The 22,338-nt window shown below is 57.1% G+C and carries 27 protein-coding genes; all 27 read left to right on the forward strand.

Annotated features, from left to right (window positions below; genetic code table 11):
* The first annotated feature begins 91 nt into the window (after window positions 1–91).
* A complete protein-coding gene (gene rpoB, locus VNL17_02680; GenBank protein ID HXI82976.1) occupies window positions 92–3,886 on the forward strand; it encodes a DNA-directed RNA polymerase subunit beta in 3,795 nt (1,264 codons plus the stop codon).
* Window positions 3,883–8,049 carry a DNA-directed RNA polymerase subunit beta' gene (gene rpoC, locus VNL17_02685; GenBank protein HXI82977.1) on the forward strand — a complete coding sequence of 1,389 codons (4,167 nt, stop codon included), beginning with the start codon at window positions 3,883–3,885 and terminating at the stop codon, window positions 8,047–8,049. The genes rpoB and rpoC overlap by 4 nt, the downstream gene beginning before the upstream one ends.
* A 98-nt stretch (window positions 8,050–8,147) precedes the next feature.
* Window positions 8,148–8,558 carry a 30S ribosomal protein S12 gene (gene rpsL, locus VNL17_02690; protein ID HXI82978.1) on the forward strand — a complete coding sequence of 137 codons (411 nt, stop codon included), beginning with the start codon at window positions 8,148–8,150 and terminating at the stop codon, window positions 8,556–8,558.
* A gap of 20 nt (window positions 8,559–8,578) precedes the next feature.
* Window positions 8,579–9,049, forward strand: a complete 471-nt coding sequence (gene rpsG, locus VNL17_02695) for a 30S ribosomal protein S7 (GenBank protein HXI82979.1) — start codon at window positions 8,579–8,581, stop codon at window positions 9,047–9,049.
* Between the two features lie 85 nt (window positions 9,050–9,134).
* Window positions 9,135–11,300, forward strand: a complete 2,166-nt coding sequence (gene fusA / locus VNL17_02700; GenBank protein HXI82980.1) for an elongation factor G — start codon at window positions 9,135–9,137, stop codon at window positions 11,298–11,300.
* Window positions 11,297–11,605, forward strand: coding sequence for a 30S ribosomal protein S10 (gene rpsJ / locus VNL17_02705; protein HXI82981.1), 309 nt, complete (start codon window positions 11,297–11,299; stop codon window positions 11,603–11,605). Before fusA ends, rpsJ begins: the two co-directional genes overlap by 4 nt.
* Before the next feature lie 2 nt (window positions 11,606–11,607).
* The gene (gene rplC, locus VNL17_02710) at window positions 11,608–12,261 is read left to right on the forward strand and encodes a 50S ribosomal protein L3 (protein ID HXI82982.1); all 654 of its coding nucleotides are present in this window, start codon (window positions 11,608–11,610) and stop codon (window positions 12,259–12,261) included.
* Window positions 12,258–12,884, forward strand: a complete 627-nt coding sequence (gene rplD, locus VNL17_02715; GenBank protein ID HXI82983.1) for a 50S ribosomal protein L4 — start codon at window positions 12,258–12,260, stop codon at window positions 12,882–12,884. Before rplC ends, rplD begins: the two co-directional genes overlap by 4 nt.
* Before the next feature lie 5 nt (window positions 12,885–12,889).
* Window positions 12,890–13,174: a 50S ribosomal protein L23 gene (gene rplW, locus VNL17_02720; GenBank protein HXI82984.1), complete on the forward strand. Its 285-nt coding sequence runs from the start codon at window positions 12,890–12,892 to the stop codon at window positions 13,172–13,174.
* Window positions 13,175–13,180: 6 nt separating this feature from the next.
* Window positions 13,181–14,017, forward strand: coding sequence for a 50S ribosomal protein L2 (gene rplB / locus VNL17_02725; protein HXI82985.1), 837 nt, complete (start codon window positions 13,181–13,183; stop codon window positions 14,015–14,017).
* Window positions 14,018–14,296: a 30S ribosomal protein S19 gene (rpsS, locus tag VNL17_02730; protein ID HXI82986.1), complete on the forward strand. Its 279-nt coding sequence runs from the start codon at window positions 14,018–14,020 to the stop codon at window positions 14,294–14,296.
* 111 nt (window positions 14,297–14,407) lie between these two features.
* Complete coding sequence (locus VNL17_02735) at window positions 14,408–15,091, forward strand: hypothetical protein (GenBank protein HXI82987.1); 684 nt, start codon at window positions 14,408–14,410, stop codon at window positions 15,089–15,091.
* Window positions 15,092–15,101: 10 nt separating this feature from the next.
* A complete protein-coding gene (gene rplV / locus VNL17_02740) occupies window positions 15,102–15,443 on the forward strand; it encodes a 50S ribosomal protein L22 (GenBank protein HXI82988.1) in 342 nt (113 codons plus the stop codon).
* A 3-nt stretch (window positions 15,444–15,446) separates the two neighbouring features.
* On the forward strand, window positions 15,447–16,133 hold the full coding sequence (rpsC, locus tag VNL17_02745; GenBank protein HXI82989.1) for a 30S ribosomal protein S3: 687 nt from the start codon (window positions 15,447–15,449) through the stop codon (window positions 16,131–16,133).
* A gap of 34 nt (window positions 16,134–16,167) precedes the next feature.
* Complete coding sequence (rplP, locus tag VNL17_02750) at window positions 16,168–16,578, forward strand: 50S ribosomal protein L16 (GenBank protein HXI82990.1); 411 nt, start codon at window positions 16,168–16,170, stop codon at window positions 16,576–16,578.
* Between the two features lie 8 nt (window positions 16,579–16,586).
* Window positions 16,587–16,799, forward strand: a complete 213-nt coding sequence (gene rpmC, locus VNL17_02755) for a 50S ribosomal protein L29 (GenBank protein ID HXI82991.1) — start codon at window positions 16,587–16,589, stop codon at window positions 16,797–16,799.
* A 33-nt stretch (window positions 16,800–16,832) separates the two neighbouring features.
* Window positions 16,833–17,123, forward strand: a complete 291-nt coding sequence (gene rpsQ / locus VNL17_02760) for a 30S ribosomal protein S17 (protein ID HXI82992.1) — start codon at window positions 16,833–16,835, stop codon at window positions 17,121–17,123.
* Complete coding sequence (rplN, locus tag VNL17_02765; GenBank protein HXI82993.1) at window positions 17,120–17,485, forward strand: 50S ribosomal protein L14; 366 nt, start codon at window positions 17,120–17,122, stop codon at window positions 17,483–17,485. Before rpsQ ends, rplN begins: the two co-directional genes overlap by 4 nt.
* A gap of 3 nt (window positions 17,486–17,488) precedes the next feature.
* A complete protein-coding gene (gene rplX / locus VNL17_02770) occupies window positions 17,489–17,770 on the forward strand; it encodes a 50S ribosomal protein L24 (GenBank protein ID HXI82994.1) in 282 nt (93 codons plus the stop codon).
* Between the two features lie 2 nt (window positions 17,771–17,772).
* Window positions 17,773–18,309, forward strand: a complete 537-nt coding sequence (gene rplE / locus VNL17_02775) for a 50S ribosomal protein L5 (protein ID HXI82995.1) — start codon at window positions 17,773–17,775, stop codon at window positions 18,307–18,309.
* Between the two features lie 11 nt (window positions 18,310–18,320).
* A complete protein-coding gene (locus VNL17_02780; GenBank protein HXI82996.1) occupies window positions 18,321–18,506 on the forward strand; it encodes a type Z 30S ribosomal protein S14 in 186 nt (61 codons plus the stop codon).
* A gap of 4 nt (window positions 18,507–18,510) precedes the next feature.
* Window positions 18,511–18,909, forward strand: a complete 399-nt coding sequence (gene rpsH, locus VNL17_02785) for a 30S ribosomal protein S8 (protein ID HXI82997.1) — start codon at window positions 18,511–18,513, stop codon at window positions 18,907–18,909.
* A gap of 6 nt (window positions 18,910–18,915) precedes the next feature.
* Entirely contained in the window at window positions 18,916–19,473 is a 558-nt protein-coding gene (rplF, locus tag VNL17_02790) for a 50S ribosomal protein L6 (GenBank protein HXI82998.1), read from the forward strand.
* Between the two features lie 15 nt (window positions 19,474–19,488).
* Window positions 19,489–19,845 (forward strand): 50S ribosomal protein L18, encoded by a 357-nt coding sequence (rplR, locus tag VNL17_02795; protein HXI82999.1) that lies wholly within the window; start codon window positions 19,489–19,491, stop codon window positions 19,843–19,845.
* A gap of 2 nt (window positions 19,846–19,847) precedes the next feature.
* On the forward strand, window positions 19,848–20,441 hold the full coding sequence (gene rpsE / locus VNL17_02800; protein HXI83000.1) for a 30S ribosomal protein S5: 594 nt from the start codon (window positions 19,848–19,850) through the stop codon (window positions 20,439–20,441).
* Window positions 20,442–20,448: 7 nt separating this feature from the next.
* Window positions 20,449–20,964 (forward strand): 50S ribosomal protein L15, encoded by a 516-nt coding sequence (gene rplO / locus VNL17_02805; protein HXI83001.1) that lies wholly within the window; start codon window positions 20,449–20,451, stop codon window positions 20,962–20,964.
* A gap of 20 nt (window positions 20,965–20,984) precedes the next feature.
* Window positions 20,985–22,331, forward strand: coding sequence for a preprotein translocase subunit SecY (gene secY, locus VNL17_02810; protein HXI83002.1), 1,347 nt, complete (start codon window positions 20,985–20,987; stop codon window positions 22,329–22,331).
* Window positions 22,332–22,338: the final 7 nt, after the last annotated feature.

A 22,338-nucleotide genomic window follows, 5' to 3' on the forward strand; every position in this document is an offset into this window, starting at 1 on the left:
TTCGGGCGGGGACGCAGTTGGCACCGCGCCCTCATAAAACCGGTTGGCAAACAGCAGCAGTCAGAGGGCAGTAATGCCCGGGAAGTAAGCAATGGCTGAACGAAAATATTTCGGCAAGTTGGGCGACGTAATTGAGCCACCTCCGTTTATCGAGGCGCAGACGGATTCCTACGCGGAGTTCCTACAGTCCGACGCGACGACGACCCGTCGTAAGAACGTCGGCCTGCAGGCCGTTTTCAAGGAAGTGTTCCCGATTGAGAGCTATGACGGTCAGGCTACACTTGATTTCGTCGAGTACTCCATCGGTGAATCCAAGACCAACTGGTTGGATTGCCTGCGCGAGGGCATCAGTTACAGCGGCCCGTTGCACGTTACCTTTCGTCTCAAGGACACCAACGGCACGAAGGAAGAGAAGGTCTACATGGGCGAAATCCCGCTCATGTCACCGTCCGGCAGTTTCGTCATCAATGGCGCCGAGCGCGTTATCGTCAGCCAGTTGCACCGTTCACCCGGCATCTGTTTTGAATCATCCATCCATACCAGCGGCAAGGTGCTTTTCGGATTTCGTATTATTCCCGACCGCGGCTCGTGGCTGGAAGTCCAGTTTGACAGCAACGACTTGCTTAACATCTATCTCGACCGCCGTCATCGCCGCCGCAAGTTTTTGGCGACAACGTTCCTGCGCTCCCTCGGCTACAGCACCGACGAAGAGATCCTCAAGTTGTTCTACCAAATCGAGGACGTGAAGTTGAAGGACTTCACGAGCGGCGAGGAAACCACCAACAAGGTGCTCATCGCCGATGTGATGGATACCGAGAAACAACTCGTCGTGGGACGCGCGTTTGAGCCCCTCAGCAAGAGTGTCGCCCGCCAGTTGATCGATCTGGGGATCGACAAGGTGAAGGTTGTAGATATCTCGTCAGACGATGGTTGCATCATCAAGTGCCTTCGCAAGGACACCTGCAAGGACCAGGAGGAAGCGCTTAAGGATATTTACCGCCGCTTGCGTCCTGGTGATCCGCCGACGATTGCCAACGCCAACGCGCTGATCAAGCGCCTGTTCTTTGATGCGCGGCGCTACGACCTGGGTCGGGTTGGTCGGTACAAGATCAACCAGAAGCTCAATCGCAACGCCGACATGGAAAGCCGTGTCATGGAGAAGGAAGACTTGATTGAGGCGATCAAGTATCTTCTCAGCCTGCGCAAGGGCGAAGGTTCAGTGGACGACATCGACCATCTTGGCAGCCGCCGCTTGCGCACGGTGGGCGAACTTCTCGCCAATCAATGCCGTATTGGCTTGGCGCGTACCGAGCGTGTAGTTAAAGAGCGCATGACGCTGTTCGACGTCAATACCGACACGATGACACCGCAGCAGCTCATCAATCCGAAGGCGCTCTCAGCGGTCATTCGTGATTTCTTTGGTCGCAGCCAACTCAGCCAGTTCATGGATCAAACGAACCCGTTAAGCGAGCTGACACACAAACGCCGTCTCTCTGCCCTCGGGCCGGGCGGTCTATCGCGTGAGCGCGCGGGCTTTGAAGTCCGTGACGTTCACCCGTCGCATTACGGCCGCATTTGCCCGATTGAAACTCCTGAAGGTCCGAACATCGGTCTGATCAGCGCCATGAGTCTCTATGCGCGGATCAATGAATTCGGGTTCATCGAGACACCGTACCGCAAGGTCAAAGACGGGCGCGTATCGGATCAGGTGGATTATTTGACCGCCGACCAGGAAGAGAATTATGTAGTGGCCCAGGCCAACGCGCCGATTGATGGCAAGGGTCATTACACGGTGCCGAAGGTTTCCTGCCGCTATAAGGGTGACTTCATCGAAGTTGAGCCGGACCGCGTCCATTATATGGATGTGTCGCCGAAACAACTTGTTTCCGTTGCGGCGGGATTGATCCCGTTCCTCGAGCACGACGACGCGAACCGCGCGTTGATGGGTTCGAACATGCAGCGCCAGGCGGTGCCGTTGCTCCAAAGTGATTCGCCGCTGGTGGGAACCGGCTTGGAAGGCCGCATTGCGCGTGACTCCAAAGTCTGCATTGTTGCGGAAGAATCAGGTACGGTGGCCAGCGTGGACGCGCGACGGATCGTCGTCACGAAGAACGGTGAGATGCCCGAGGGTAAGCGAAAGCTTGCCACTGATCCTGAAAATCATCTGTGGGTATACGAACTGCGCAAGTTCATGCGTTCGAATGCCGGCACATGTTTTAACCAGAAGCCCATCGTCAAGTGTGGTGAGAAGATCAAGAAGGGGCAGGTTCTGGCCGACGGTCCCTGCTGTGAGGATGGCGAATTAGCGCTCGGACGTAACGTGCTCGTGGCCTTCATGCCCTGGTGCGGTTATAACTTTGAGGACGCCATTCTGGTCAACGAACGTCTTGTTAAAGACGACGTGTACACCTCGATTCACATCGACGAATTCGAGGCGGGTGCGCGCGATACGAAACTTGGCCCTGAAGAAATCACGCGGGATATCCCGAATGTCGGCGAAGAAGCGCTCAAGGATCTTGGCCACGATGGCGTGATCCGGATCGGCGCGGAAGTGAAACCCGGCGACATCCTTGTCGGCAAGATAACCCCGAAGGGCGAGACAGAACTCGCGCCCGAAGAGCGGTTGTTGCGCGCGATCTTCGGTGAGAAAGCGGCGGACGTCAAAGACACGTCGTTGCGTGTGCCCAGCGGCACCTACGGCATCGTCATGGACGTCAAGGTGTCCGCTCGCAAGGAGCTCAGTCGTCCGAACCTGACGCCGACCGAGATACGCCGCCAGAAGAAGCAAATTGAGGAAGAGCACAAGAAGAAATCCACCGAATTGCGCGAGGAACTCACCGAGAAGTTGAGCAACATTTTGCTCGGCGAGAAGATTCCGCTCGACGTGGTCAATGCGGAGACGGGCGAGATCATCATTCCGGCCAACCGGAAGATCACCAAGACGCTCCTGCGCAAGCTGGCTACGGTGTACGATCACATTGAGATCGATCCGTCACCGATCCGCATCAAGATTCGCGAGATCATCGGCGAGTTTGAGCATCGCTTTAGCGAACTCAACATGGAGCGCGATCGCCAACTCGACCGCATCGAGAGTGGTGAAGACGTCGATCCGGGAATTATCAAGCAGGTGAAGGTGTACATCGCCAGCAAGCGCAAGCTAAGCGTTGGCGACAAGATGGCTGGCCGTCATGGTAATAAAGGTGTCATTGCCAAAATCATGCCGGAAGAGAACATGCCATTCCTGGATGACGGTACACCGGTAGACATCGTGCTGAATCCGCTTGGTGTGCCGAGTCGTATGAATGTCGGCCAGGTGCTTGAGACGCACCTGGGAGTCGCCGCGCGGGCACTGGGTTTGAAGATCGCTTCACCCGTGTTCGACGGTGTGACCGAGAAGGAAATCCACGAGATGATCAACCAGGCCCGGAAGATCGACGGCTATGGGTGGGTGAAAGAAGACGGCAAATCGCGTCTCTATGATGGCCGTACCGGCGAACCGTTTGATCAGGAAGTTGTTGTCGGCTACATCTACATGCTGAAGCTGGGTCACCTGGTGGCGGACAAGATTCACGCCCGCGCCGTTGGCCCGTATTCGCTGGTCACACAGCAGCCGCTCGGTGGCAAGGCCCAGTATGGCGGCCAGCGCTTCGGCGAAATGGAAGTATGGGCGATGGAGGCCTATGGCTGCGCGTATGCGTTGCAGGAGTTGCTCACAGTTAAGAGCGACGACGTACAGGGCCGCACCCGCATCTACGAGTCCATCGTCAAGGGTGACAACACGCTCGAAGCGGGTACGCCCGAGTCGTTCAACGTGTTGATGAAGGAAATGCAGAGTCTATGCCTCGACGTTCGCGTCGGGAAGAACGGAGGCGAACACAAGTTATGATCGCAGCAAAGCCTGGAACCACATTACCCTCTGTCGCGCAAGCCACGGCGGCCGCGCGTGCCGCGCTCGGTTTGGAGAAGGCGGATACGTTCGACCAAGTTAGCATTGGTGTCGCGTCGCCGGATACGATTCGCTCCTGGTCGCACGGGGAAGTCAAAAACCCTGAAACGATCAACTACCGCACGTTCAAGCCTGAAAAAGGCGGTCTGTTTTGTGAGCGTATTTTCGGTCCGGTGCGCGATTGGGAGTGCAATTGCGGCAAATACAAGCGCATCAAGCATCGCGGCGTGATCTGCGATCGTTGCGGCGTCGAGGTGACGCTGGCGCGTGTGCGCCGCGAACGTATGGGCCACATCGAATTAGCCGTGCCGGTAAGCCACATTTGGTTTTTCAAGTGCATGCCGTCGCGTATGGGCCTGATGCTGGACATGACGGCTCGCGACCTCGAGCGCGTGCTCTACTATGAAGACTACATGGTGGTGGATCCGGGCAAGACACCGCTGAAGGACAAGCAATTGCTCACCGAAATGGAGTACCGCGAAGCCCGTGAGCAATACGCCGATGGGTTCGCCGCCAAAATGGGCGCCGAGGCCGTGAAAGAGTCCCTGGCGAAAATTGACCTTCGCAAGCTCGCCCACGAGTTGGAACATCAGCTTGATGCGACCAAGAGCAAACAGATCCGCAAGAAGATCGCCAAGCGGTTGAAACTCACGAAAGGGTTTCTCAACTCGAAGATGCGTCCGGAATGGATGATCCTCGAAGTGTTGCCGGTGATTCCGCCGGATCTCCGTCCGCTGGTTCCGCTGGAAGGCGGACGTTTCGCCACCAGCGATCTGAACGATTTGTATCGCCGCGTTATCAATCGTAACAACCGCCTCAAGAACCTGCTGCAATTGCGCACACCCGACGTGATCATTCGCAACGAAAAGCGCATGTTGCAGGAAGCAGTGGACGCATTGCTCGACAACGGTCGCCACGGTCGGCCGGTTACGGGCGCGGGCAGCCGCTCGCTGAAGTCGCTGGCCGACATGCTCAAGGGCAAGCAGGGCCGTTTCCGCCAGAATTTGCTCGGCAAGCGCGTCGACTATTCGGGTCGATCGGTGATCGTCATCGGCCCCGAATTGAAGTTGAACCAATGCGGGCTGCCGAAGAAGATGGCGCTGGTGCTGTTCGAGCCGTTCATCATTCGTCGTTTGCGAGAAATGGGTTTGGTTCACACGATTCGTTCCGCGAAAAAACTCATTGAACGCCAGTCTCCCGAGGTCTGGGACATTCTCGAAGAAGTCAGCAAAGGACACCCCGTGTTGCTCAATCGGGCTCCCACATTGCATCGGTTATCCATCCAGGCATTCGAGCCACAACTCATCGAAGGCGATGCCATCCGTATTCACCCGCTGGTTTGTACCGCCTATAACGCGGATTTCGACGGCGACCAGATGGCCGTGCATGTGCCGCTGTCCGTCGAGGCGCAGATGGAAGCGCGGCTGCTCATGCTTGCGCCGAACAACATCTTTTCGCCTTCAAGCGGCAAGCCGATCACGACGCCGACGCAGGACATCGCCCTGGGGGTCTACTACCTCACGCACGGCGGCAAGAAGGATCGCGGCGGCGACGCCAAACGCCAAAAGTTGTTCTCAGATGCACAAGAGGTGTTCTTCTGCCATGACGAACGCGATGTGAAGATTCACGAGCACATACGCTTGAAGAATCCGGATTACGGCCGCCAAACGGTCTATGGCGATGCTGTGTCGAAGGTCATCGAGACGACAGTAGGGCGAGTGCTTTTTAACGAAATCTGGCCACCGGAACTTGGTTTCATTAACCGCTCGACCAACAAGTCGTCATTGGGCGAGATCATCTGGCAGTGCTACCGCACCGCGGGTCACCCAAAAACGGTCGAGGTCCTGGACAAGCTCAAGGCTCTCGGTTTTGAACACGCCACCCTGGCGGGAGTCTCCATCGGTATCGAAGACATGATCGTACCGAAGGAAAAGACGGTGGTGATCGAAGACGCGCTCAAGGACGTGGCCGATGTTGAGAAGCAATATCGCCGCGGCATCATTACGGACGGTGAACGCTACAACAAGATCATTGATATCTGGACGCACGCGACCGACAAGATTTCCAACATCATGTATGCCGCGATGGAACACAACGAAGGCCGCGCGGAGCTGAACCCGGTTTTCATGATGGTGGATAGCAAGGCCCGTGGCTCGCGCCAGCAGATTCGTCAGCTCGCGGGCATGCGTGGATTGATGGCCAAGCCGTCGGGTGAAATCATTGAACGACCGATCCTGTCGAATTTCCGTGAGGGGTTGAGCGTTCTGGAGTATTTCATTTCGACACACGGCGCGCGCAAGGGATTAGCGGACACCGCTCTTAAGACAGCCGACTCCGGCTATCTGACTCGCAAGCTCGTAGATGTGGCGCAGGATGTCATTGTTCTCGAAGAGGACTGTGGCACCGTCAACGGCATTTGGGTAAAGCCAATCTTTGAAGGTGAAGACGAAGTGGTCAGGTTGAGCGAGCGCATCATCGGCCGCATCGCGGCAGAAGACATCAGCGATCCCATCAGCAAGAAGAAGATCGTCAAGGCCAACACCGAAATTGACGAAGCCGCCGCGGAAGCGATCAATAAACTCGGTATTGAACGGATCAAGATTCGCTCGGTGCTCACGTGCGAATCGCGCCGTGGAGTGTGCGGGATGTGTTACGGACGTAATCTCGCCACCAGCAAGATGGTGAAGCTGGGTCAGGCGATCGGTATCATTGCCGCGCAGTCGATTGGCGAGCCCGGCACACAACTCACGATGCGCACATTCCACATTGGCGGCACTGCCAGCCAGGTCTTCAAACAGCCGCAAATCAAGGCTAAAAATGACGGTGTCCTTCACTACCAGGAAGTTCGCGCGGTCCAACGCGCAGAAGGTAATTGGGTCGTGCTGAATAAGAATGGCCAGGTCGTTGTCAGCAATGACGAAGGCCGCGAATTGGAGCGTTACTCAGTGGTTGTCGGGGCCGAGATTGCTGCCGCCGACGGTGGTCGTGTGAAGAAGGGCGACGTGTTCGTCCAGTGGGACCCGTACAATGTGCCGGTGCTTTCCGAAGTGGCTGGTACGGTCAAGTTCCACGATTTAATCGAGGGCATCACGGTCAAGCGTGAGCTCGACGAAGCGACGGGCCTGATGGGCACGGTTGTCATCGAGCACAAGGAAGACCTGCACCCGCAGGTGAATCTGGTGAACGCGGCCGACGAGGTGGTTGCCTTCTATGCGATTCCTGCAGGAGCCCATATCGTCGTCGAGGAAGGTAGCCGGATGGAGCCAGGGGCGCTTGTCGCGAAAACGCCACGAAAGGTTTTCAAGACGAAGGATATCACGGGTGGTCTGCCGCGTGTCGCGGAATTGTTCGAAGCCCGTCGGCCGAAGGACGCGGCTGAAATTGCCAAGATCGACGGCGTTGTCGATTTCGCCGGTACTGTTCGAGGCAAGCGTCGTATTATCGTGAAGGATCCCAAGACAGGCGCGGAAGAGGAGCATCTCATACCGCACTCGAAACACATCATCGTCTTCCGGGGCGACACGGTAAAGAAAGGCCAACAACTAACGGAAGGCCCGGTTGTACCACACGAAATACTTGAGGTTTGTGGTCCGCAGGACTTGCAAGAGTATCTCGTGAACGACGTGCAGGAAGTCTACCGTCTGCAGGGTGTGGAGATTAACGACAAGCACATCGAGATCATCGTCCGCCAGATGTTGCGCAAGGTGCGGATTGTGGATCCCGGAGACACGCGTTTTCTCTGGGGCGATCAGATCGACAAGGTAACGTTTGAAGAGGAGAACAAGCGCGTTGCGGAAGCGGGCGGCAAGCCGGCGGAAGCGCAGCCCGTTCTCCTCGGCATTACCAAGGCCTCGCTGGAGACCGAGTCGTTTATCAGCGCGGCATCGTTCCAGGACACCACGCGCGTGCTGACGGAAGCAGCGACGCTCGGACGAGTCGATCATCTGCGCGGCTTCAAGGAAAACGTGATCATGGGTCATCTTATCCCCGCAGGCACCGGATTCGGGGCGCTTCGCGGTGTGAAGTTGGTCCCACTGGCCGAGCCGGTGGAACAACCACGCGAGGAGAAACTCGAGCCTCAACCCGAGGAGGCAGTGATCTAAGGTAGGCTGCTCAAAAGGTCTTGCGTTGCACCGGAGCGTGTGTTACTTTTCGCGCTCCTTTGGAGCCACTAGGGAAGTGGCGTTTAACGGATTAACGAATGCCAACAATCAATCAGCTTGTTCGAAAGGGTCGCCGCCAGTTGAAGGCGAAGTCCAAAGCGCCGGCGCTTGGCAAATGTCCACAACGTCGTGGGGTTTGCTTGCAGGTGATGACGCGAACGCCGAAGAAACCGAATTCGGCCCTGCGCAAAGTTGCCAAGGTGCGCCTGACCAACGGCATCGAGGTGATCGCGTACATCCCCGATGAGGGACATAATCTGCAGGAGCACTCGATAGTGCTCGTGCGCGGTGGACGTGTAAAGGATTTGCCGGGTGTTCGTTACCATATCGTCCGCGGGACACTGGACGCGATGGGGGTGGAGAAGCGACGCCGCAGCCGCAGCAAGTATGGTGTCAAACGTCCGAAGGACAGCGGCGCGAAGAAGGACACGGGCGCGAAAGCCGCCTGAGGATTTGAGATAATTCAAGTATGCGCAGACGAAGAGCAGAGCGACGACCGAGAATTAAGGACGTGCGGTTCAACAGCGAAACCGTCACACGACTGATCACCTGCATCATGCAGAGTGGAAAGAAGTCGGTGGCGGAGCGTATTGTGTATGGCGCATTCGACCGCATCGCGGAAAAGGCGAAGGAAAAGAGTCCGCTGGACGTGTTGCAGACGGCGCTGGAGAACGTAAAGCCGAGGTTGGAGGTCAAGTCCCGGCGCGTCGGTGGAGCGAACTACCAGGTGCCGGTCGAGGTTTCGTCCGATCGTCAGGAAGCGCTGGCGATGCGATGGATGATCCAATACGCCAGTGCGCGCAAGGGCACGGCAATGATGGATGCCCTGGCTGCCGAGATTCTGGATGCGTCAAACAATACGGGCGCATCCGTCAAGAAGCGTGAGGACACGCACAAGATGGCACAGGCCAATCGTGCGTTTGCGCATTACCGCTGGTAGTCCGAAGGTGAATTCACCCGTCTGGACGAGCCACGGTTATGCTTTCGTGAAATTTGGTGAAACAACAAACAGTAGCACTTAGAAAATGCAGGCCGTGTTAGAACAACCGAAACAGCCGGGCCCGGAACAGTCGAGATCGTCCACGGACAGACTGGTGCCGTTGGAGCGCACCCGAAACATTGGGATTTGCGCGCACATCGACGCCGGTAAGACCACGACCACCGAGCGGATACTTTTCTACACAGGGAAGGTCTACAAGGTCGGCGAGGTCCACGAGGGCACAACGACCATGGACTGGATGGAGCAGGAGCGCGAGCGTGGCATCACGATCACGAGCGCCGCGACGACCTGCTTTTGGCGCGAGCATCGCGTCAATATCATTGATACGCCCGGGCATGTGGACTTCACCGTCGAGGTTGAACGCAGCCTGCGTGTACTTGACGGTGCCTGCGCTGTTTTCTGCGCGGTCGGGGGTGTGGAGCCCCAGTCCGAAACAGTTTGGCGACAAGCCAACAAGTACAAGGTTCCGCGCGTCGCCTTTGTCAATAAAATGGACCGTACCGGCGCGGACTTCGAAGCGGCCGTGGCGCAGATGCGCGAGCGTCTCGCAGCCAATGCCGTGCCGATCCAAATTCCGATTGGCAAGGAAGCGGACTTCAAAGGTGTCGTCGATATCGTCAAGATGAAGGCCGTCCTTTGGTCGGGTGAGGAACTCGGGGCAGAATTTGAGGTAGTCGATATTCCTGCCGATTTGAAAGTGGCTGCCGACGCGGCGCATGTGAAGCTCGTCGAAGCGGTTGCCGAGAAGGATGAGGAGTTGATGCACCTCTACCTCGAAGGCAAAGAGATCAATCAGGAACAACTGCAAGCCGGTATTCGACGGCTTACGATCAAGAACGAACTGGTGCCTGTGATTTGTGGCGCGGCGTTTAAGAACAAGGGTGTGCAGCCGTTGCTCGATGCGGTTGTCGATTACCTTCCGTCTCCGCTCGATATTCCGGAGATTGTTGGAACGAACCCGGATAGCAAACAGCCTGAGACTCGTTCGGCAAATGATAATGGCGCGTTCTGCGCGCTGGCCTTTAAGATTTGGACTGATCCGTACGCGGGCCGACTGATTTTCTTCCGGGTTTATTCGGGCAAAGTCACCAAAGGCATGACGGTCTATAACCCGCGTAACAACAAACGCGAGCGCATCGGTCGCCTGCTCGAGATGCACGCCAATCATCGGCAGGAAATCGACGTGTGTTACTCCGGAGACATCGGCGCGCTCGTTGGCCTAAAGAACGTCACGACGGGCGACACGGTTTCGGACGATGATCATCCGATCTTGCTCGAGTCGATCACGTTCCCTGAGCCCGTCATTTCCATGGCCATTGAGCCGAATACGAAGGCTGACCGCGACAAAATGTCCACCGCGTTACAACGCCTCGCCGAAGAAGATCCGACTTTCCGTCTCACCACCGACCACGAGACTGGCCAGACCATCATTTCCGGGATGGGTGAGTTGCACCTGGACATCATCAAGGATCGTATGTTCCGCGAGTTCAACGTTGGCGCGACCGCGGGCAAACCGCAAGTCGCCTATCGCGAAACAATCACCAAGGCCGCCGAGGCCGAGGGCAAGTTTATCCGTCAATCGGGCGGCCGCGGTCAGTACGGCCATGCGGTTGTTACCGTCGAACCGGGCGAAAAGGGCAGCGGCATCGTAGTCGAGGACGAGGTCGTCGGCGGCGCGATCCCGAGGGAATATATTGGCGCGGTCGAAGATGGTATTATCGAAGCCGCGCAAACCGGCGTGTTGGGCGGTTACCCGATGGTGGATATTAAGATTCAGATTATCGACGGTACCTACCACGAGGTGGACAGTTCGGAAATTGCGTTTAAGATGGCCGGCAGTTTCGCTTTCAAGGAAGCAGCTCGTAAGGCGGGCGCGATCATGCTGGAGCCGATCATGGACGTGGAAGCCATTACACCCGAGGAGCACATGGGCGATGTCGTCGGCGACCTGAATAGCCGCCGGGGCAAGATCAGCCATATCGAGTCGCGCGCGAGTTCTACAATCGTGCATGCAACCGTGCCTCTGGCGGAAATGTTCGGCTACGCCACGGCGTTACGCTCCTTGAGCAAAGGGCGGGCGAGCTACTCGATGGAGCCGGCGGCGTTTGAGAAGGTGCCGGAGAATATTCTGGCCGCAATTTTAGATAAGAACAGCGGCGGCAACCCAAGGGCGGGACAGCAGAAGAAATGAACAACCAGCGCATACGAATCCGCCTCAAAGGCTACGACCACCGGTTGCTCGACCAATCGGCGCATGACATCGTGGAAACAGCCAAACGCACCGGTGCGAAAGTTGCCGGGCCAATTCCGTTACCGACCGACATCTGGCGCCATACCGTGAACCGTTCACCGCACGCCGACAAGAAGTCGATGGAATCGTTTGAGATGCGGACGCACAAGCGGTTGTTGGATATCATTGACCCGACGGCCAAGACGGTTGACGAGTTGAAAAAACTGAACCTGCCTGCGGGCGTGGACATTACGATCAAGATTTAGTCATGGAACTTCTCGGCAAAAAACTTGGTATGGCGCAGTTGTTCGACGCGAACGGCAACTTTATCGGCGTTACCGTCATCGAAGTCGGTCCCTGCACGGTGTTGCAGAAGAAGACACCGGAAAACGACGGTTACCATGCGGTGCAGATCGGTCTGGGCACCCGCAAGGAAAAGAACGCTGGCAAGGCACTCATCGGCCACTGCAAAAAGGCCAACACAGCACCAGCCCGATTTATCCGCGAGTATCGCACGGAAGAGCCCGTGCAGTTCAATGTTGGCGATCAGATCACGGTGAAGGAATTTCAGCCCGGCCAATACGTGGATGTGATTGGCACCGGTAAAGGTAAAGGATTTCAGGGCGTTGTGCGCCGGCACAAATTTGCGGGCGGTGACATGACGCACGGGGCGAAAGGGTGGCATCGCCGCGGTGGCGCGATCGGTCAGCGTTTGTTCCCTGGCCGCGTCTTCAAGAACATGCGGATGCCTGGCCACATGGGTGACCGCCGCGTCACGACACAGAATTTGCGCGTGGTGCAGGTGCGTGAGGTGGAAAATCTTCTATTCATCGAGGGTGCGGTCCCGGGTGCGACGGGTGCGTTTGTGGTCATCCGCCACGCCTTGAAGAAAACCAAGCCGGTAGCGAAGGCGGCGAAATGAAGCTGCCTGTTCTTAACGTTTCCGGCCAGGCCAAGGGCGAAGTCGAGTTCGCCGACGAATTGCTTATCAAGAACGGCAAGGGCACGCAGGCAGTGCACGACACGGTCACGGCTTACATGGCGAACCAACGTCTTGGCACGGCGAGCACCAAACAGATCAGCGAGGTGCACGGCAGCGGCAAGAAGCCGTGGAAGCAAAAAGGAACTGGCCGCGCGCGTGCGGGATCATTTGCCTCGCCGTTGTGGCGTGGTGGTGGTGTGGTGTTCGGGCCGAAACCGCGCGACTACACGATCAACGTGCCGAAGAAGGTGAAGGCGCTGGCGTTTCGCAAGGCGCTCAGTGAGCGCTTGCTTGCCGGCGACGTAGTCGTGATCGATGAGTTGAACCTGGCGAGTCACAAAACAAAAGACCTGGCGGGCATCGTAACGGCGCTGGGCGGCAAGAACAAGCCAACGCTCGTCGTCACGGAACAGGTAGACAAGAATTTGAAGCTGGCGGCGCGGAATCTCCCGAATGTGCAGGTCGAACCGGTGGGTTCCGTCAACGTATACGAACTGTTACGTTTCGACAAAATCGTGACCACGAAAGCCGCTCTCGAGAAGTTGGGCGCCCGACTGGGATAGGACGAATGAAGGATCCCTACACAGTGGTCAAGACCGTGCGCGTCACCGAAAAGGGCACGGCACAGATTGAGAAATTGAACCAGTACCAGATTGTTGTCGACAAGCACGCGAACAAAGTCGACGTGAAGCGCGCAGTCGAGCAATTGTTCAAGGTCAAGGTGCTTCACGTGAACACGATGCACGTACGCGGCAAGGCGCGACGCGAACGGACGGCCCAGTATGGCCGCACACCCAGTTGGAAAAAGGCGGTTGTCACCCTCAAAGAGGGCGATAAGATTGAATTGGCATAGCGATTTATGGGACTCAAGACTTTTAGGCCGTTGACGCCGTCACTGCGCGGGACTGTGCTTTCCGATTTCTCGGAGATCACGAAGCATACGCCTGAGAAAAAGCTTACGGTGGCACGCCGACGGACGGGTGGACGCAACAATCACGGGCGCATGACGTCCCGCGGTATCGGCGGTGGCCATAAGCAACGCTATCGTATTATCGATTTCAAGCGCGACAAGATCGGGATGGTGGCAGTTGTGGAAGGGATTGAGTACGATCCCAATCGTTCCGCACGCATTGCGTTGCTGAAGTACGCCGACGGCGAGAAGCGGTACATCATCGCGCCCCTCGGGTTGCAGGTTGGCGCGAAGTTGATGAGCGGCCCTGACGTGGAATTGTCCCTGGGCAATGCGTTGCCGTTGAAAAAGATCATCCCTGGCATGCCGATCCACAACATTGAGTTGCATCGCGGTCATGGCGCACAGATTTGCCGCAGTGCGGGGATGGCGGCCCAGGTCACGGCCAGCGAAGGTGATTACGTGACCGTTAAAATGCCGTCGGGTGAGCTGCGTCTGATTAACCGTGAGTGCTATTGCACGATCGGGCAGATTGGCAACACCGATCACATTAATATCATGCTGGGCAAGGCCGGTCGCAACCGCTGGCTGGGGCGCCGCGGCATTTCGCGAGGCATGGCGCGCAACCCGGTGGATCATCCGATGGGCGGCGGCCAGGGTAAGAGCAAGGGTGGTGGCGGTTGGCATCATCCGGTGTCGCCGTGGGGCAAGCTAGCCAAGGGCGGCAAGTCGCGGCGGAAGAAAAAGTATTCAAATGGGTTAATTTTAGAGAGAAGGAAGAAATAAATGGGACGTTCGCTTAAAAAGGGCCCGTTTGTTGACGATCATTTGTTGAAGAAGGTCGAGGCGCTGAGGGCGGGGGAGAAAAAACCAATCAAAACCTGGTCGCGCCGCTCGATGATCATTCCTGAGTTCGTCGGCCAGACATTTTTGGTTCACAATGGGCGGCAGCACACACCGGTGTTCGTGACGGAGAACATGGTTGGCCATCGCTTGGGAGAATTCTCGCCGACCCGCACATTCAAGGCGCATGGCGCCCATACTGAAAAGGCGGTCGCGAAGTAACGCGGCCGGGAATGCGTGGTGCCTGCGTCTGGCACGGTAACGAGAGTTTGTACGGTTTGTTTGTTCTTTGCAGCAACAGGATTGCGGGCGGCCGAAGAAGCGCGGGCGCCGATGACCGCCGCGGATGAGTTGCGCGTGGTAGTTGCAGCGTTGGCCAGTGATAATCAACGGCTTAAGACAGAGCTCGAGCAACGCGAGACGATCATTCGCCTGCTTAGCGAGAACCTGGCCATCGCCCGGACGGAGAGCGAGTTGTTCCAGAGGAAATGGAATGATGCGCAGCTTCGGGCGCAGACGCTCGGCGTCAACTTTGCCGATGAGACGGCGACGCAGGGGCAGCGCCAACTCGTGGAAAGCGTGCGCGCGTTGTATCTCGCGGAAGCGGAGCGGCAACGCCTCATCGAGCAACTGCAGCGATTGCTCGACGCCATCCAGAAGCAAGGGGATGTGCCGGGTGAACTGGCGCGGACGAAAACGCTGTTGACGATGACCGAGCCTCCTGCCTCTGTTCAGACAGGGAAAACGGTTGCGGCTGGGAAACAGGCCGGTGGGACGCTTGAATCGGCAGCGGTTCTGGATGTGAATCCGAACCTGCGGCTCGTGGTATTGAATATCGGGCTACTGCAAGGCGCGCGCGTCGGGATGCCGATGGTGGTGTTGCGCGGCGATCACGTCGTGGCTGAATTAGAAATCGTGGAAGTGCGCAGGCGAATTTGCGGCGCGCTGGTCGAACGGATGGAAAAGAAAGTCACTCTCAAGACGGGAGACGTCGCACGGGTGACCAAGAGTTCGTGAATGTGATTTTATGGATGTAAGAGCGATAACAAGATATGCGCGCATGAGCCCGTCGAAAGTCGGCGAGGTGACGCGTTTGATCCAGGGCTTGAGCGCCTCCAGCGCGCTGGAAGTGTTGCGGGTCATTCCGCGCAAGTCGGCGCGGATGATTGAAAAGACATTGAAGTCGGCGATCGCCAACGCGACCGACCCCAACAGCCACAAGCTCGATCCGGCGTCGCTGCGGGTAAAAGAAGCTGTTGCGAACGAAGGGCCGCGCCTCAAGCGCTGGCAGCCGAAGGCACGTGGCAGCGCAGGTCCGATCATCAAACGGACGGCGCACATCCAGATCATATTGACGGACGGACAATAATCTATGGGACAAAAAACGAATCCAATTGGTTTTCGCGTGGCGGTCACGAAGGACTGGCTGTCCAAGTGGTACGCGGATAAGAAGGATTACGCGCCACTGTTGCTCGAAGACATCAAGATTCGCGATATTGTGAAAAAGAGGCTGGCATCGGCCGCGGTCCCGAAGATCGCCATTGAACGGTATGCCAACCGAGCGCGTATTACGATTTCAACCGCGCGTCCTGGGATCGTAATCGGGCGCAAAGGTGCGGAGATCGACAAACTCAAGGAAGAGTTGGCCGCGCTCACGGGCAAAGAGATTTATGTAGATATCCTGGAAGTGAAAACGCCCGAGACCGACGCGCAATTGGTGGCGGAGAACATCGCTCTTCAATTGGAGCGCCGCATCAGCTTCCGGCGGGCGATGAAGAAGTCCGTGCAGACAGCGATGGATTTCGGCGCGCAGGGAATCAAGGTCGCCTGTGGCGGTCGGCTTGGTGGCGCGGAACTGGCGCGGCACGAGAAGTATCGCGTCGGCAAGATTCCGCTGCATACGTTGCGCGCGGATATTGATTACGGCTTCGCGGAGGCCCAGACGGTGTACGGGAAGATTGGCGTAAAGGTTTGGATCTGCAAAGGCGAGCGTCCCTTACGGGCGGCGCAGCAGCCCCAGGTCACGCCGGTGCCGGTCGGACCTGTTCCGGCGGCCTAGTGCCAGGCAGAAGTAATAGAGGAATTTCGAAAACATGGCAATGATGCCCAAGAGAGTGAAGTATCGGAAAGCCCAACGCGGCAGCCGCACGGGGACGGCCTGGCGTGGCGCCACGGTGGCGTTTGGCGAATACGGCTTGCAGTCGTTGGCTCGCGCGTGGGTGACCACGACGCAGCTCGAAGCCTGCCGCGTTGCGCTGTCTCGCAATATGAAGCGCCGCGGAAAATTGTGGATCCGCGTGTTCCCGGATAAGCCGATTACCAAGCGGCCGCCCGAAACGCGTATGGGCAAGGGTAAAGGACCGCCCGAGACATGGGTGGCCGTTGTGCGGCCGGGAAATGTGTTATTTGAACTGGGTGGTGTAACGGAAGTGCTTGCGCGCGAGTCGTTTCGGCTGGCGGCCTCCAAATTGCCGATTCCGACGCGATTTGTTAGCAGACGGTAGTTAGCGATATGAAAGCAAAAGAAATCCGTGAGTTGACAGATGCAGAGGCACAAGCCAAACTACGTGACCTTCGGCAGGAGTTGTTCAACCTGCGGCTTCAGCAACAGACCGCGAGGCTAGAGCGTCCGAGTCGTATTCGCGAAGTGCGGCGCGACATGGCGCGGATTGAAACCATTTTGAGGGAGCGACAACTCCCGGCTGCTGCGGCAGCGGTAAAGTAAAGACCCAGGCCGACGGAAAGATTTCGGATTCACATGACGGACCAAGCGACAATCGAAAGCAAGAAGCGGGAGTTGGTGGGTGAAGTCATCAGCGACAAGATGGATAAGACTATCGTCGTCGAGGTGGCGCGCCGCGTCCGCCATCCGCGGTATCAGAAGGTCATGATGCTGTACAAGAAGTTCTACGCGCACGACGAAAAGAGCGAAGCGGGCGTGGGTGACAAGGTGCGCATCGTGGAATCCCGGCCCCTGAGCAAACTGAAGCGGTGGCGGCTGGTGCAGGTCCTGGAAAAGGCGACGGGGATCGAGAAGGTCGAAGTATGATTCAGATTCGCACACATCTCGATGTCGCGGATAACACCGGCGCGCGCGTGGCATGGGCGATTGGCGTTCTCGGACACCAGAAACGTTACGCACGGATTGGCGATGTCATTAAAGCGCATGTGAAGGAAGCCGCGCCGGACGGAACCGTGAAGAAGGGCGAAGTTGTAACGTGTGTGGTTGTTCGTACACGGTCACCCTTGCGCCGGGCCGATGGTTCCTATGTGCGTTTCGACAACAACGCCGTGGTGATCATTGACGATCAGCACAACCCAAAGGGCACGCGTATTTTTGGTCCGGTGGCGCGTGAGTTGCGCGACAAGAATTTCACCAAGATCATTTCTCTCGCCCCCGAGGTACTGTAGGTCATGAAGAATTTGCACGTCAAAAGAGACGACATGGTGGTGGTGATCGCTGGTGAGGATCGCGGAAAAATCGGCAAAGTGCTGGCTACATTTCCGGCGAAGAACCGCGTTTTGGTCGAGGGGATTAACGTAATCAAGAAGGCGTTGCGAAAGAGCCAGGACAATCCCAAGGGCGGAATTGTTACCAAAGAAGCGCCGATTCAGATTTCCAAGGTGATGAAACAGGAGCGGTACGAGGCGCGCCGCAAGAAGCATGGCGTGGCCCCGGCAACCGCAGAGGCGTAAACATGGTCCAACTCTACGAATTTTATAAGAAAGATGTTGTCGAGCAGCTACTCAAGGGTGGCCGCTACACCAACCGGATGCAGGTTCCGAAGGTCGAGAAAGTTGTGATCAACATGGGCGTCAACGCCAATCACGACAAGGACGTAATCAATGAGGCCCAGCAGGAATTGGCCACGATCACCGGCCAGAAGGCCCTGGTCACCAAGGCCAAGAAGAGCATCTCGAATTTCAAAGTACGCGAGGGCATGCCTGTCGGTGCGAAGGTGACTTTGCGTGGGCAGCGTATGTACGAATTTCTGGAGCGGTTTTTCAATGCTGCGTTGCCGCGCATTCGCGATTTTCGAGGTATGAATCCGCGGGGGTTCGACGGCCGCGGCAGCTATACCATGGGCGTGAAGGACCAAACGATTTTTCCCGAGGTCGAGCTGGACAAGATCAAGCACAACTTGGGTATGGACGTAACAATTGTAACCACGGCGAACACGGATGCGGAAGCGAAGGAGCTTTTGAAACTGCTCGGCATGCCGTTCAGCAGTTAAAGGATCGAAGTATGGCGAAACTGACTTGGGAAGTGAAGCAGCGTCGGCCCGCTAAGTTCAAGGCGCGAGCGTACAACCGGTGCCAAAACTGTGGCCGTCGGCGTGCGTACATTCGGCGCTTCAAGATTTGCCGCATCTGCTTCCGTGAGTTGGCCAGCCAGGGGAAGGTTCCCGGCGTGGTGAAAGCGAGTTGGTAATTCGATGAACGTAACCGATTCCATTGGCGATATGTTGACGCGGATTCGCAACGCGAATAGCGCTCTCAAGCCGGACGTGCTCGTGCCGTATTCGCGCCTTAAGGCGGAGATTGCGAAGGTGCTAAAGCGGCAGGGCTATATCGCGGATTTCTACGCGGAGAAGTTGGAGAATGGGCGGCAGGTGTTGAAGATCCAGCTCAAGATTATCGGCAAAGAGCGCGCGATCGTCGGCATCAAGCGCATCAGCCGACCGGGGCTGCGGCGCTATGTCGGTTCGCAGGATGTGCCGCGCGTGCTGGGCGGGATGGGGATTTCAATTCTCACGACCTCGCGTGGGATCATGACCGGCCACGAAGCCAAAAAGGCGAACGTGGGCGGAGAGCTTTTGGCGTACGTTTGGTGATGCATTATGTCACGAATTGGCAAAAAACCCGTTGAGATTCCGGCCAAGACCAAGGTCGAAGTGAAAGGTCAGGCGATCTCTATCGAAGGGCCGAAGGGCAAGTTGGAATGGGTCGTACCCTCGCCGATCAAGGTCGCGGTAAAAGACGGTAAGATCCTCGCGACCACAGCGCAGCTTGATCGCGTCGGCAAGTCCCGCTGGGGATTGTCGCGCAGCTTGATTGCGAACATGGTCAAGGGCGTCAACGAAGGTTACACCAAGAAGCTGCTCGTCGAGGGCGTGGGGTTCCGCGCCGCCGTGCAGGGAACGAATTTGCAGATGTCCCTTGGTTATTCGCATCCGATCGTTTTCGCGATTCCAAAGGGTGTGAAGATTTCGGTGGCGGATACGGCGGACAAGAAGCCCGAGATCACAGTTGAAGGCGCGGACAAACAGATGGTGGGTGAGGCTGCGGCGCGAATTCGCCGTTTCTATCCGCCCGAGCCTTACAAGGGCAAAGGCATCCGCTACGTGGGTGAACAAGTGCGCCGCAAGGCGGGCAAGACCGTCACCACAGCGGGTTAATTGGGTATATAAGACATGGTTCCAAGAAACAGAGTTGAAGCGCGACAACGCCGGCACCTGCGTCTGCGGCAGAAGATCCAGGGCACGGCGCAGCGCCCGCGCATGAGTGTTTGCATTACGAGCAAGCACATTTATGTGCAGTTCATCGATGACGTGAAGCGCGTAACCCTGGCTGCCGCCAGCACGGTGGCGGCCGAATTGAAGGGCGCGAAGGGGACGGTCGAGGGCGCGAAGAAAGTTGGTCAACTCGCCGCACAGAACGCGCAGGCGAAGAAAATCACCGAGGTCGTTTTCGACCGCGGTGGGTTGCGGTATCACGGGCGTGTCAAAGCGTTGGCAGACGCGGCGCGCGAAGCGGGACTGAAATTTTAATTATGGCACCTGACAAAAGACCGAAAATTGCAAAGCCCGTAACTCCCCTGGACAAGGAAGCTTCCCCTGTGGCGGTCGTTGAGGAATTGGGCGTCGAACTCGAACGTGGGGGCGGGGAGATCATTGAAAAGGTTGTTTATGTCAACCGCAGCGCCAAGGTTGTCAAGGGCGGACGCCGTTTCCATTTTAGCGCACTGGTGGTCGCGGGCGACCGCCGCGGTCACGTGGGGTGGGGCTTCGGCAAGGCCAATGAAGTTGCGGATGCCATCCGCAAGGGTACGGATCAGGCGAAGAAGTCCATGGTGTCAATCAATCGGAGGAATTCCACGATTCCACACGAGGTAATCGGCGTGTTTGGCGGAGGTCGCGTGTTGCTCCGTCCCGCGTCACCTGGCACCGGCGTCATCGCGGGTGGCGGCGTGCGTGCGGTCATCGAGGCCGCCGGTGTGCGTGACGTGTTGACGAAATCGATGGGTTCCAGCAATGCCGTGAACGTTGTAAAGGCGACAATCGACGCATTGCTGCAACTCCGTCCTCGTGAGGAGATTTTTCGCGTGCGCGGTTTCACGCGGCAAGCGACGGCAGGGGTAAGCTAAGATGACGATGAGATTGCACAATTTGAAGCCGCGGCCCGGTGCCAAGCACCGTACGAAACGCCTGGGCATTGGCGAGAGTTCAGGGCACGGCAAGACGAGCGGACGCGGCGGCAAAGGTCAGACTGCGCGTTCCGGTGGTTCGATTCGTCTTGGGTTTGAAGGCGGTCAGATGCCTTTGTTGCGCCGGATCCCGAAGCGCGGTTTTAATAACGCCAACTTTCGGACTATTTACACGATCGTTAACGTCGAGCAACTCAATGCGTTCGATAATGGCGCCGTGGTGACTCCCGAGGCGCTCGCGGAGGCCGGTCTGGCGGGCAAACTCTTTGAAGGTGTGAAAGTGCTCGGCAATGGGGAACTCAAGAAAAAGCTCACGGTGAAAGCCCAACGCTTCAGCGCCACGGCACGCGACAAAATCGTAAAGGCAGGCGGTCAGTGTGAAGAACTGCCGCTCCGCAGTATTCATCATAAAGAAGCGGCGGCAGCAGCGCCCGCAACGAAAGCACCTGCGGGAGACAAGTAACGGGCGCTTGTTAATTACGTATGTTCTCCGCATTCCTCAACTGCTGGAAAATCCCCGAACTGCGACGGCGGATTCTTTTCACGCTCGGCATGGTCGCGATTGCACGACTTGGCGCCAATATCCCGTGCCCGGGGGTAAATCCCACGGAATTGAACGTCTACATGCAGGACGTCCAAAAGCAGGTCGGGGGGAGTATCGTGGGGTTGGCGGACATGCTGACGGGTGGCGCACTGCAACAGTGTGCCGTGTTCGCCCTCGGCGTCATGCCGTACATCAGCGCCTCGATCATCATGATGCTGCTGACCGCAGTCATGCCATCGTTGGAGCGACTCAAGCAAGAAGGCGAGACCGGCCGCGCGAAGATCATCCAGTACTCGCGTTACATGACCGTTGGCCTGTGCATTATCCAGGGCTGGTTCCTGGCGAGGATGTTCGAACATCCGGAACAGCTTTTCTCGGGCTTTCATGGAGTCCTCGTAGCCAATCCCGGAGTGGGTTTTGAGATTTTGACAGTGATCACGATCACCAGTGGGACGGTTCTGTTGATGTGGGTCGGCGAGCAAATCACGGAGCGTGGAATTGGCAACGGGATGTCGATCATCATCACCGTGGGTATTGTCGATCGTCTCCCGCGGGCGATTGGTCTGACATGGCGCTTGTTCGTTGGACCGCAAAGCCAGTTCAACCTCCTTCATGCGCTTTTACTGCTCGTGATGGCGGTGACGGTGACCGCAGCGGTTATTGCAGTAACTGAATCGCAACGCAAGATTCCCGTCCAATACGCCAAACGAATGGTGGGACGGAAGATGCTGGGCGGTGGACAGACGTTTATGCCGTTGAAGATCAACTATTCAGGGGTGATGCCCATCATTTTTGCTCAGGCGATTTTGCTCTTCCCCGCGAAGCTGTTTTCCATGTTGCAAATGCCGACATTTCAAAAACTATCGCGTGCCCTAACGGAGGGGGAGACGCTCTATCTCACTCTTTATGGGCTGATGATTCTGTTCTTCTCATACTTTTGGGTGGCAACCCAATTCAACCCGCTGCAAATCGCGGATGACTTGAAGCGCTATGGTGGTTACGTACCGGGGATTCGACCGGGCCGACCGACAGCGGAATACCTGGATCATACGATGACACGTATCACCCTGGCTGGAGCGGTGTTCTTGACGATCATTGCCGTGATTCCTTATATTTTGTCCCACAACTTCCGCCTGCCATATTTAACGGCGAGTTTCTTTGGCGGGACCAGTTTGCTGATTACGGTCGGTGTGATGCTCGATACGATGCGGCAGGTCGAGTCGCATCTGGTAATGCGTCATTACGATGGTTTTTTGCGCAAGGGTAAATTGCGAGGTCGCCGCTGACGGCGGC

It is taken from the genome of Verrucomicrobiia bacterium, from assembly GCA_035577545.1.
Lineage (GTDB): Bacteria > Verrucomicrobiota > Verrucomicrobiia > Palsa-1439 > Palsa-1439 > Palsa-1439.

Excerpts from the sequence above, each read along its gene's own strand:
- rpoB (HXI82976.1), top strand. The coding sequence starts at position 92 with ATGGCTGAACGAAAATATTTCGGCAAGTTGGGCGACGTAATTGAGCCA.
- rpoC (HXI82977.1), top strand. The coding sequence starts at position 3,883 with ATGATCGCAGCAAAGCCTGGAACCACATTACCCTCTGTCGCGCAAGCC.
- rpsL (HXI82978.1), top strand. The coding sequence starts at position 8,148 with ATGCCAACAATCAATCAGCTTGTTCGAAAGGGTCGCCGCCAGTTGAAG.
- rpsG (HXI82979.1), top strand. The coding sequence starts at position 8,579 with ATGCGCAGACGAAGAGCAGAGCGACGACCGAGAATTAAGGACGTGCGG.
- fusA (HXI82980.1), top strand. The coding sequence starts at position 9,135 with ATGCAGGCCGTGTTAGAACAACCGAAACAGCCGGGCCCGGAACAGTCG.
- rpsJ (HXI82981.1), top strand. The coding sequence starts at position 11,297 with ATGAACAACCAGCGCATACGAATCCGCCTCAAAGGCTACGACCACCGG.
- rplC (HXI82982.1), top strand. The coding sequence starts at position 11,608 with ATGGAACTTCTCGGCAAAAAACTTGGTATGGCGCAGTTGTTCGACGCG.
- rplD (HXI82983.1), top strand. The coding sequence starts at position 12,258 with ATGAAGCTGCCTGTTCTTAACGTTTCCGGCCAGGCCAAGGGCGAAGTC.
- rplW (HXI82984.1), top strand. The coding sequence starts at position 12,890 with ATGAAGGATCCCTACACAGTGGTCAAGACCGTGCGCGTCACCGAAAAG.
- rplB (HXI82985.1), top strand. The coding sequence starts at position 13,181 with ATGGGACTCAAGACTTTTAGGCCGTTGACGCCGTCACTGCGCGGGACT.
- rpsS (HXI82986.1), top strand. The coding sequence starts at position 14,018 with ATGGGACGTTCGCTTAAAAAGGGCCCGTTTGTTGACGATCATTTGTTG.
- VNL17_02735 (HXI82987.1), top strand. The coding sequence starts at position 14,408 with ATGACCGCCGCGGATGAGTTGCGCGTGGTAGTTGCAGCGTTGGCCAGT.
- rplV (HXI82988.1), top strand. The coding sequence starts at position 15,102 with ATGGATGTAAGAGCGATAACAAGATATGCGCGCATGAGCCCGTCGAAA.
- rpsC (HXI82989.1), top strand. The coding sequence starts at position 15,447 with ATGGGACAAAAAACGAATCCAATTGGTTTTCGCGTGGCGGTCACGAAG.
- rplP (HXI82990.1), top strand. The coding sequence starts at position 16,168 with ATGGCAATGATGCCCAAGAGAGTGAAGTATCGGAAAGCCCAACGCGGC.
- rpmC (HXI82991.1), top strand. The coding sequence starts at position 16,587 with ATGAAAGCAAAAGAAATCCGTGAGTTGACAGATGCAGAGGCACAAGCC.
- rpsQ (HXI82992.1), top strand. The coding sequence starts at position 16,833 with ATGACGGACCAAGCGACAATCGAAAGCAAGAAGCGGGAGTTGGTGGGT.
- rplN (HXI82993.1), top strand. The coding sequence starts at position 17,120 with ATGATTCAGATTCGCACACATCTCGATGTCGCGGATAACACCGGCGCG.
- rplX (HXI82994.1), top strand. The coding sequence starts at position 17,489 with ATGAAGAATTTGCACGTCAAAAGAGACGACATGGTGGTGGTGATCGCT.
- rplE (HXI82995.1), top strand. The coding sequence starts at position 17,773 with ATGGTCCAACTCTACGAATTTTATAAGAAAGATGTTGTCGAGCAGCTA.
- VNL17_02780 (HXI82996.1), top strand. The coding sequence starts at position 18,321 with ATGGCGAAACTGACTTGGGAAGTGAAGCAGCGTCGGCCCGCTAAGTTC.
- rpsH (HXI82997.1), top strand. The coding sequence starts at position 18,511 with ATGAACGTAACCGATTCCATTGGCGATATGTTGACGCGGATTCGCAAC.
- rplF (HXI82998.1), top strand. The coding sequence starts at position 18,916 with ATGTCACGAATTGGCAAAAAACCCGTTGAGATTCCGGCCAAGACCAAG.
- rplR (HXI82999.1), top strand. The coding sequence starts at position 19,489 with ATGGTTCCAAGAAACAGAGTTGAAGCGCGACAACGCCGGCACCTGCGT.
- rpsE (HXI83000.1), top strand. The coding sequence starts at position 19,848 with ATGGCACCTGACAAAAGACCGAAAATTGCAAAGCCCGTAACTCCCCTG.
- rplO (HXI83001.1), top strand. The coding sequence starts at position 20,449 with ATGAGATTGCACAATTTGAAGCCGCGGCCCGGTGCCAAGCACCGTACG.
- secY (HXI83002.1), top strand. The coding sequence starts at position 20,985 with ATGTTCTCCGCATTCCTCAACTGCTGGAAAATCCCCGAACTGCGACGG.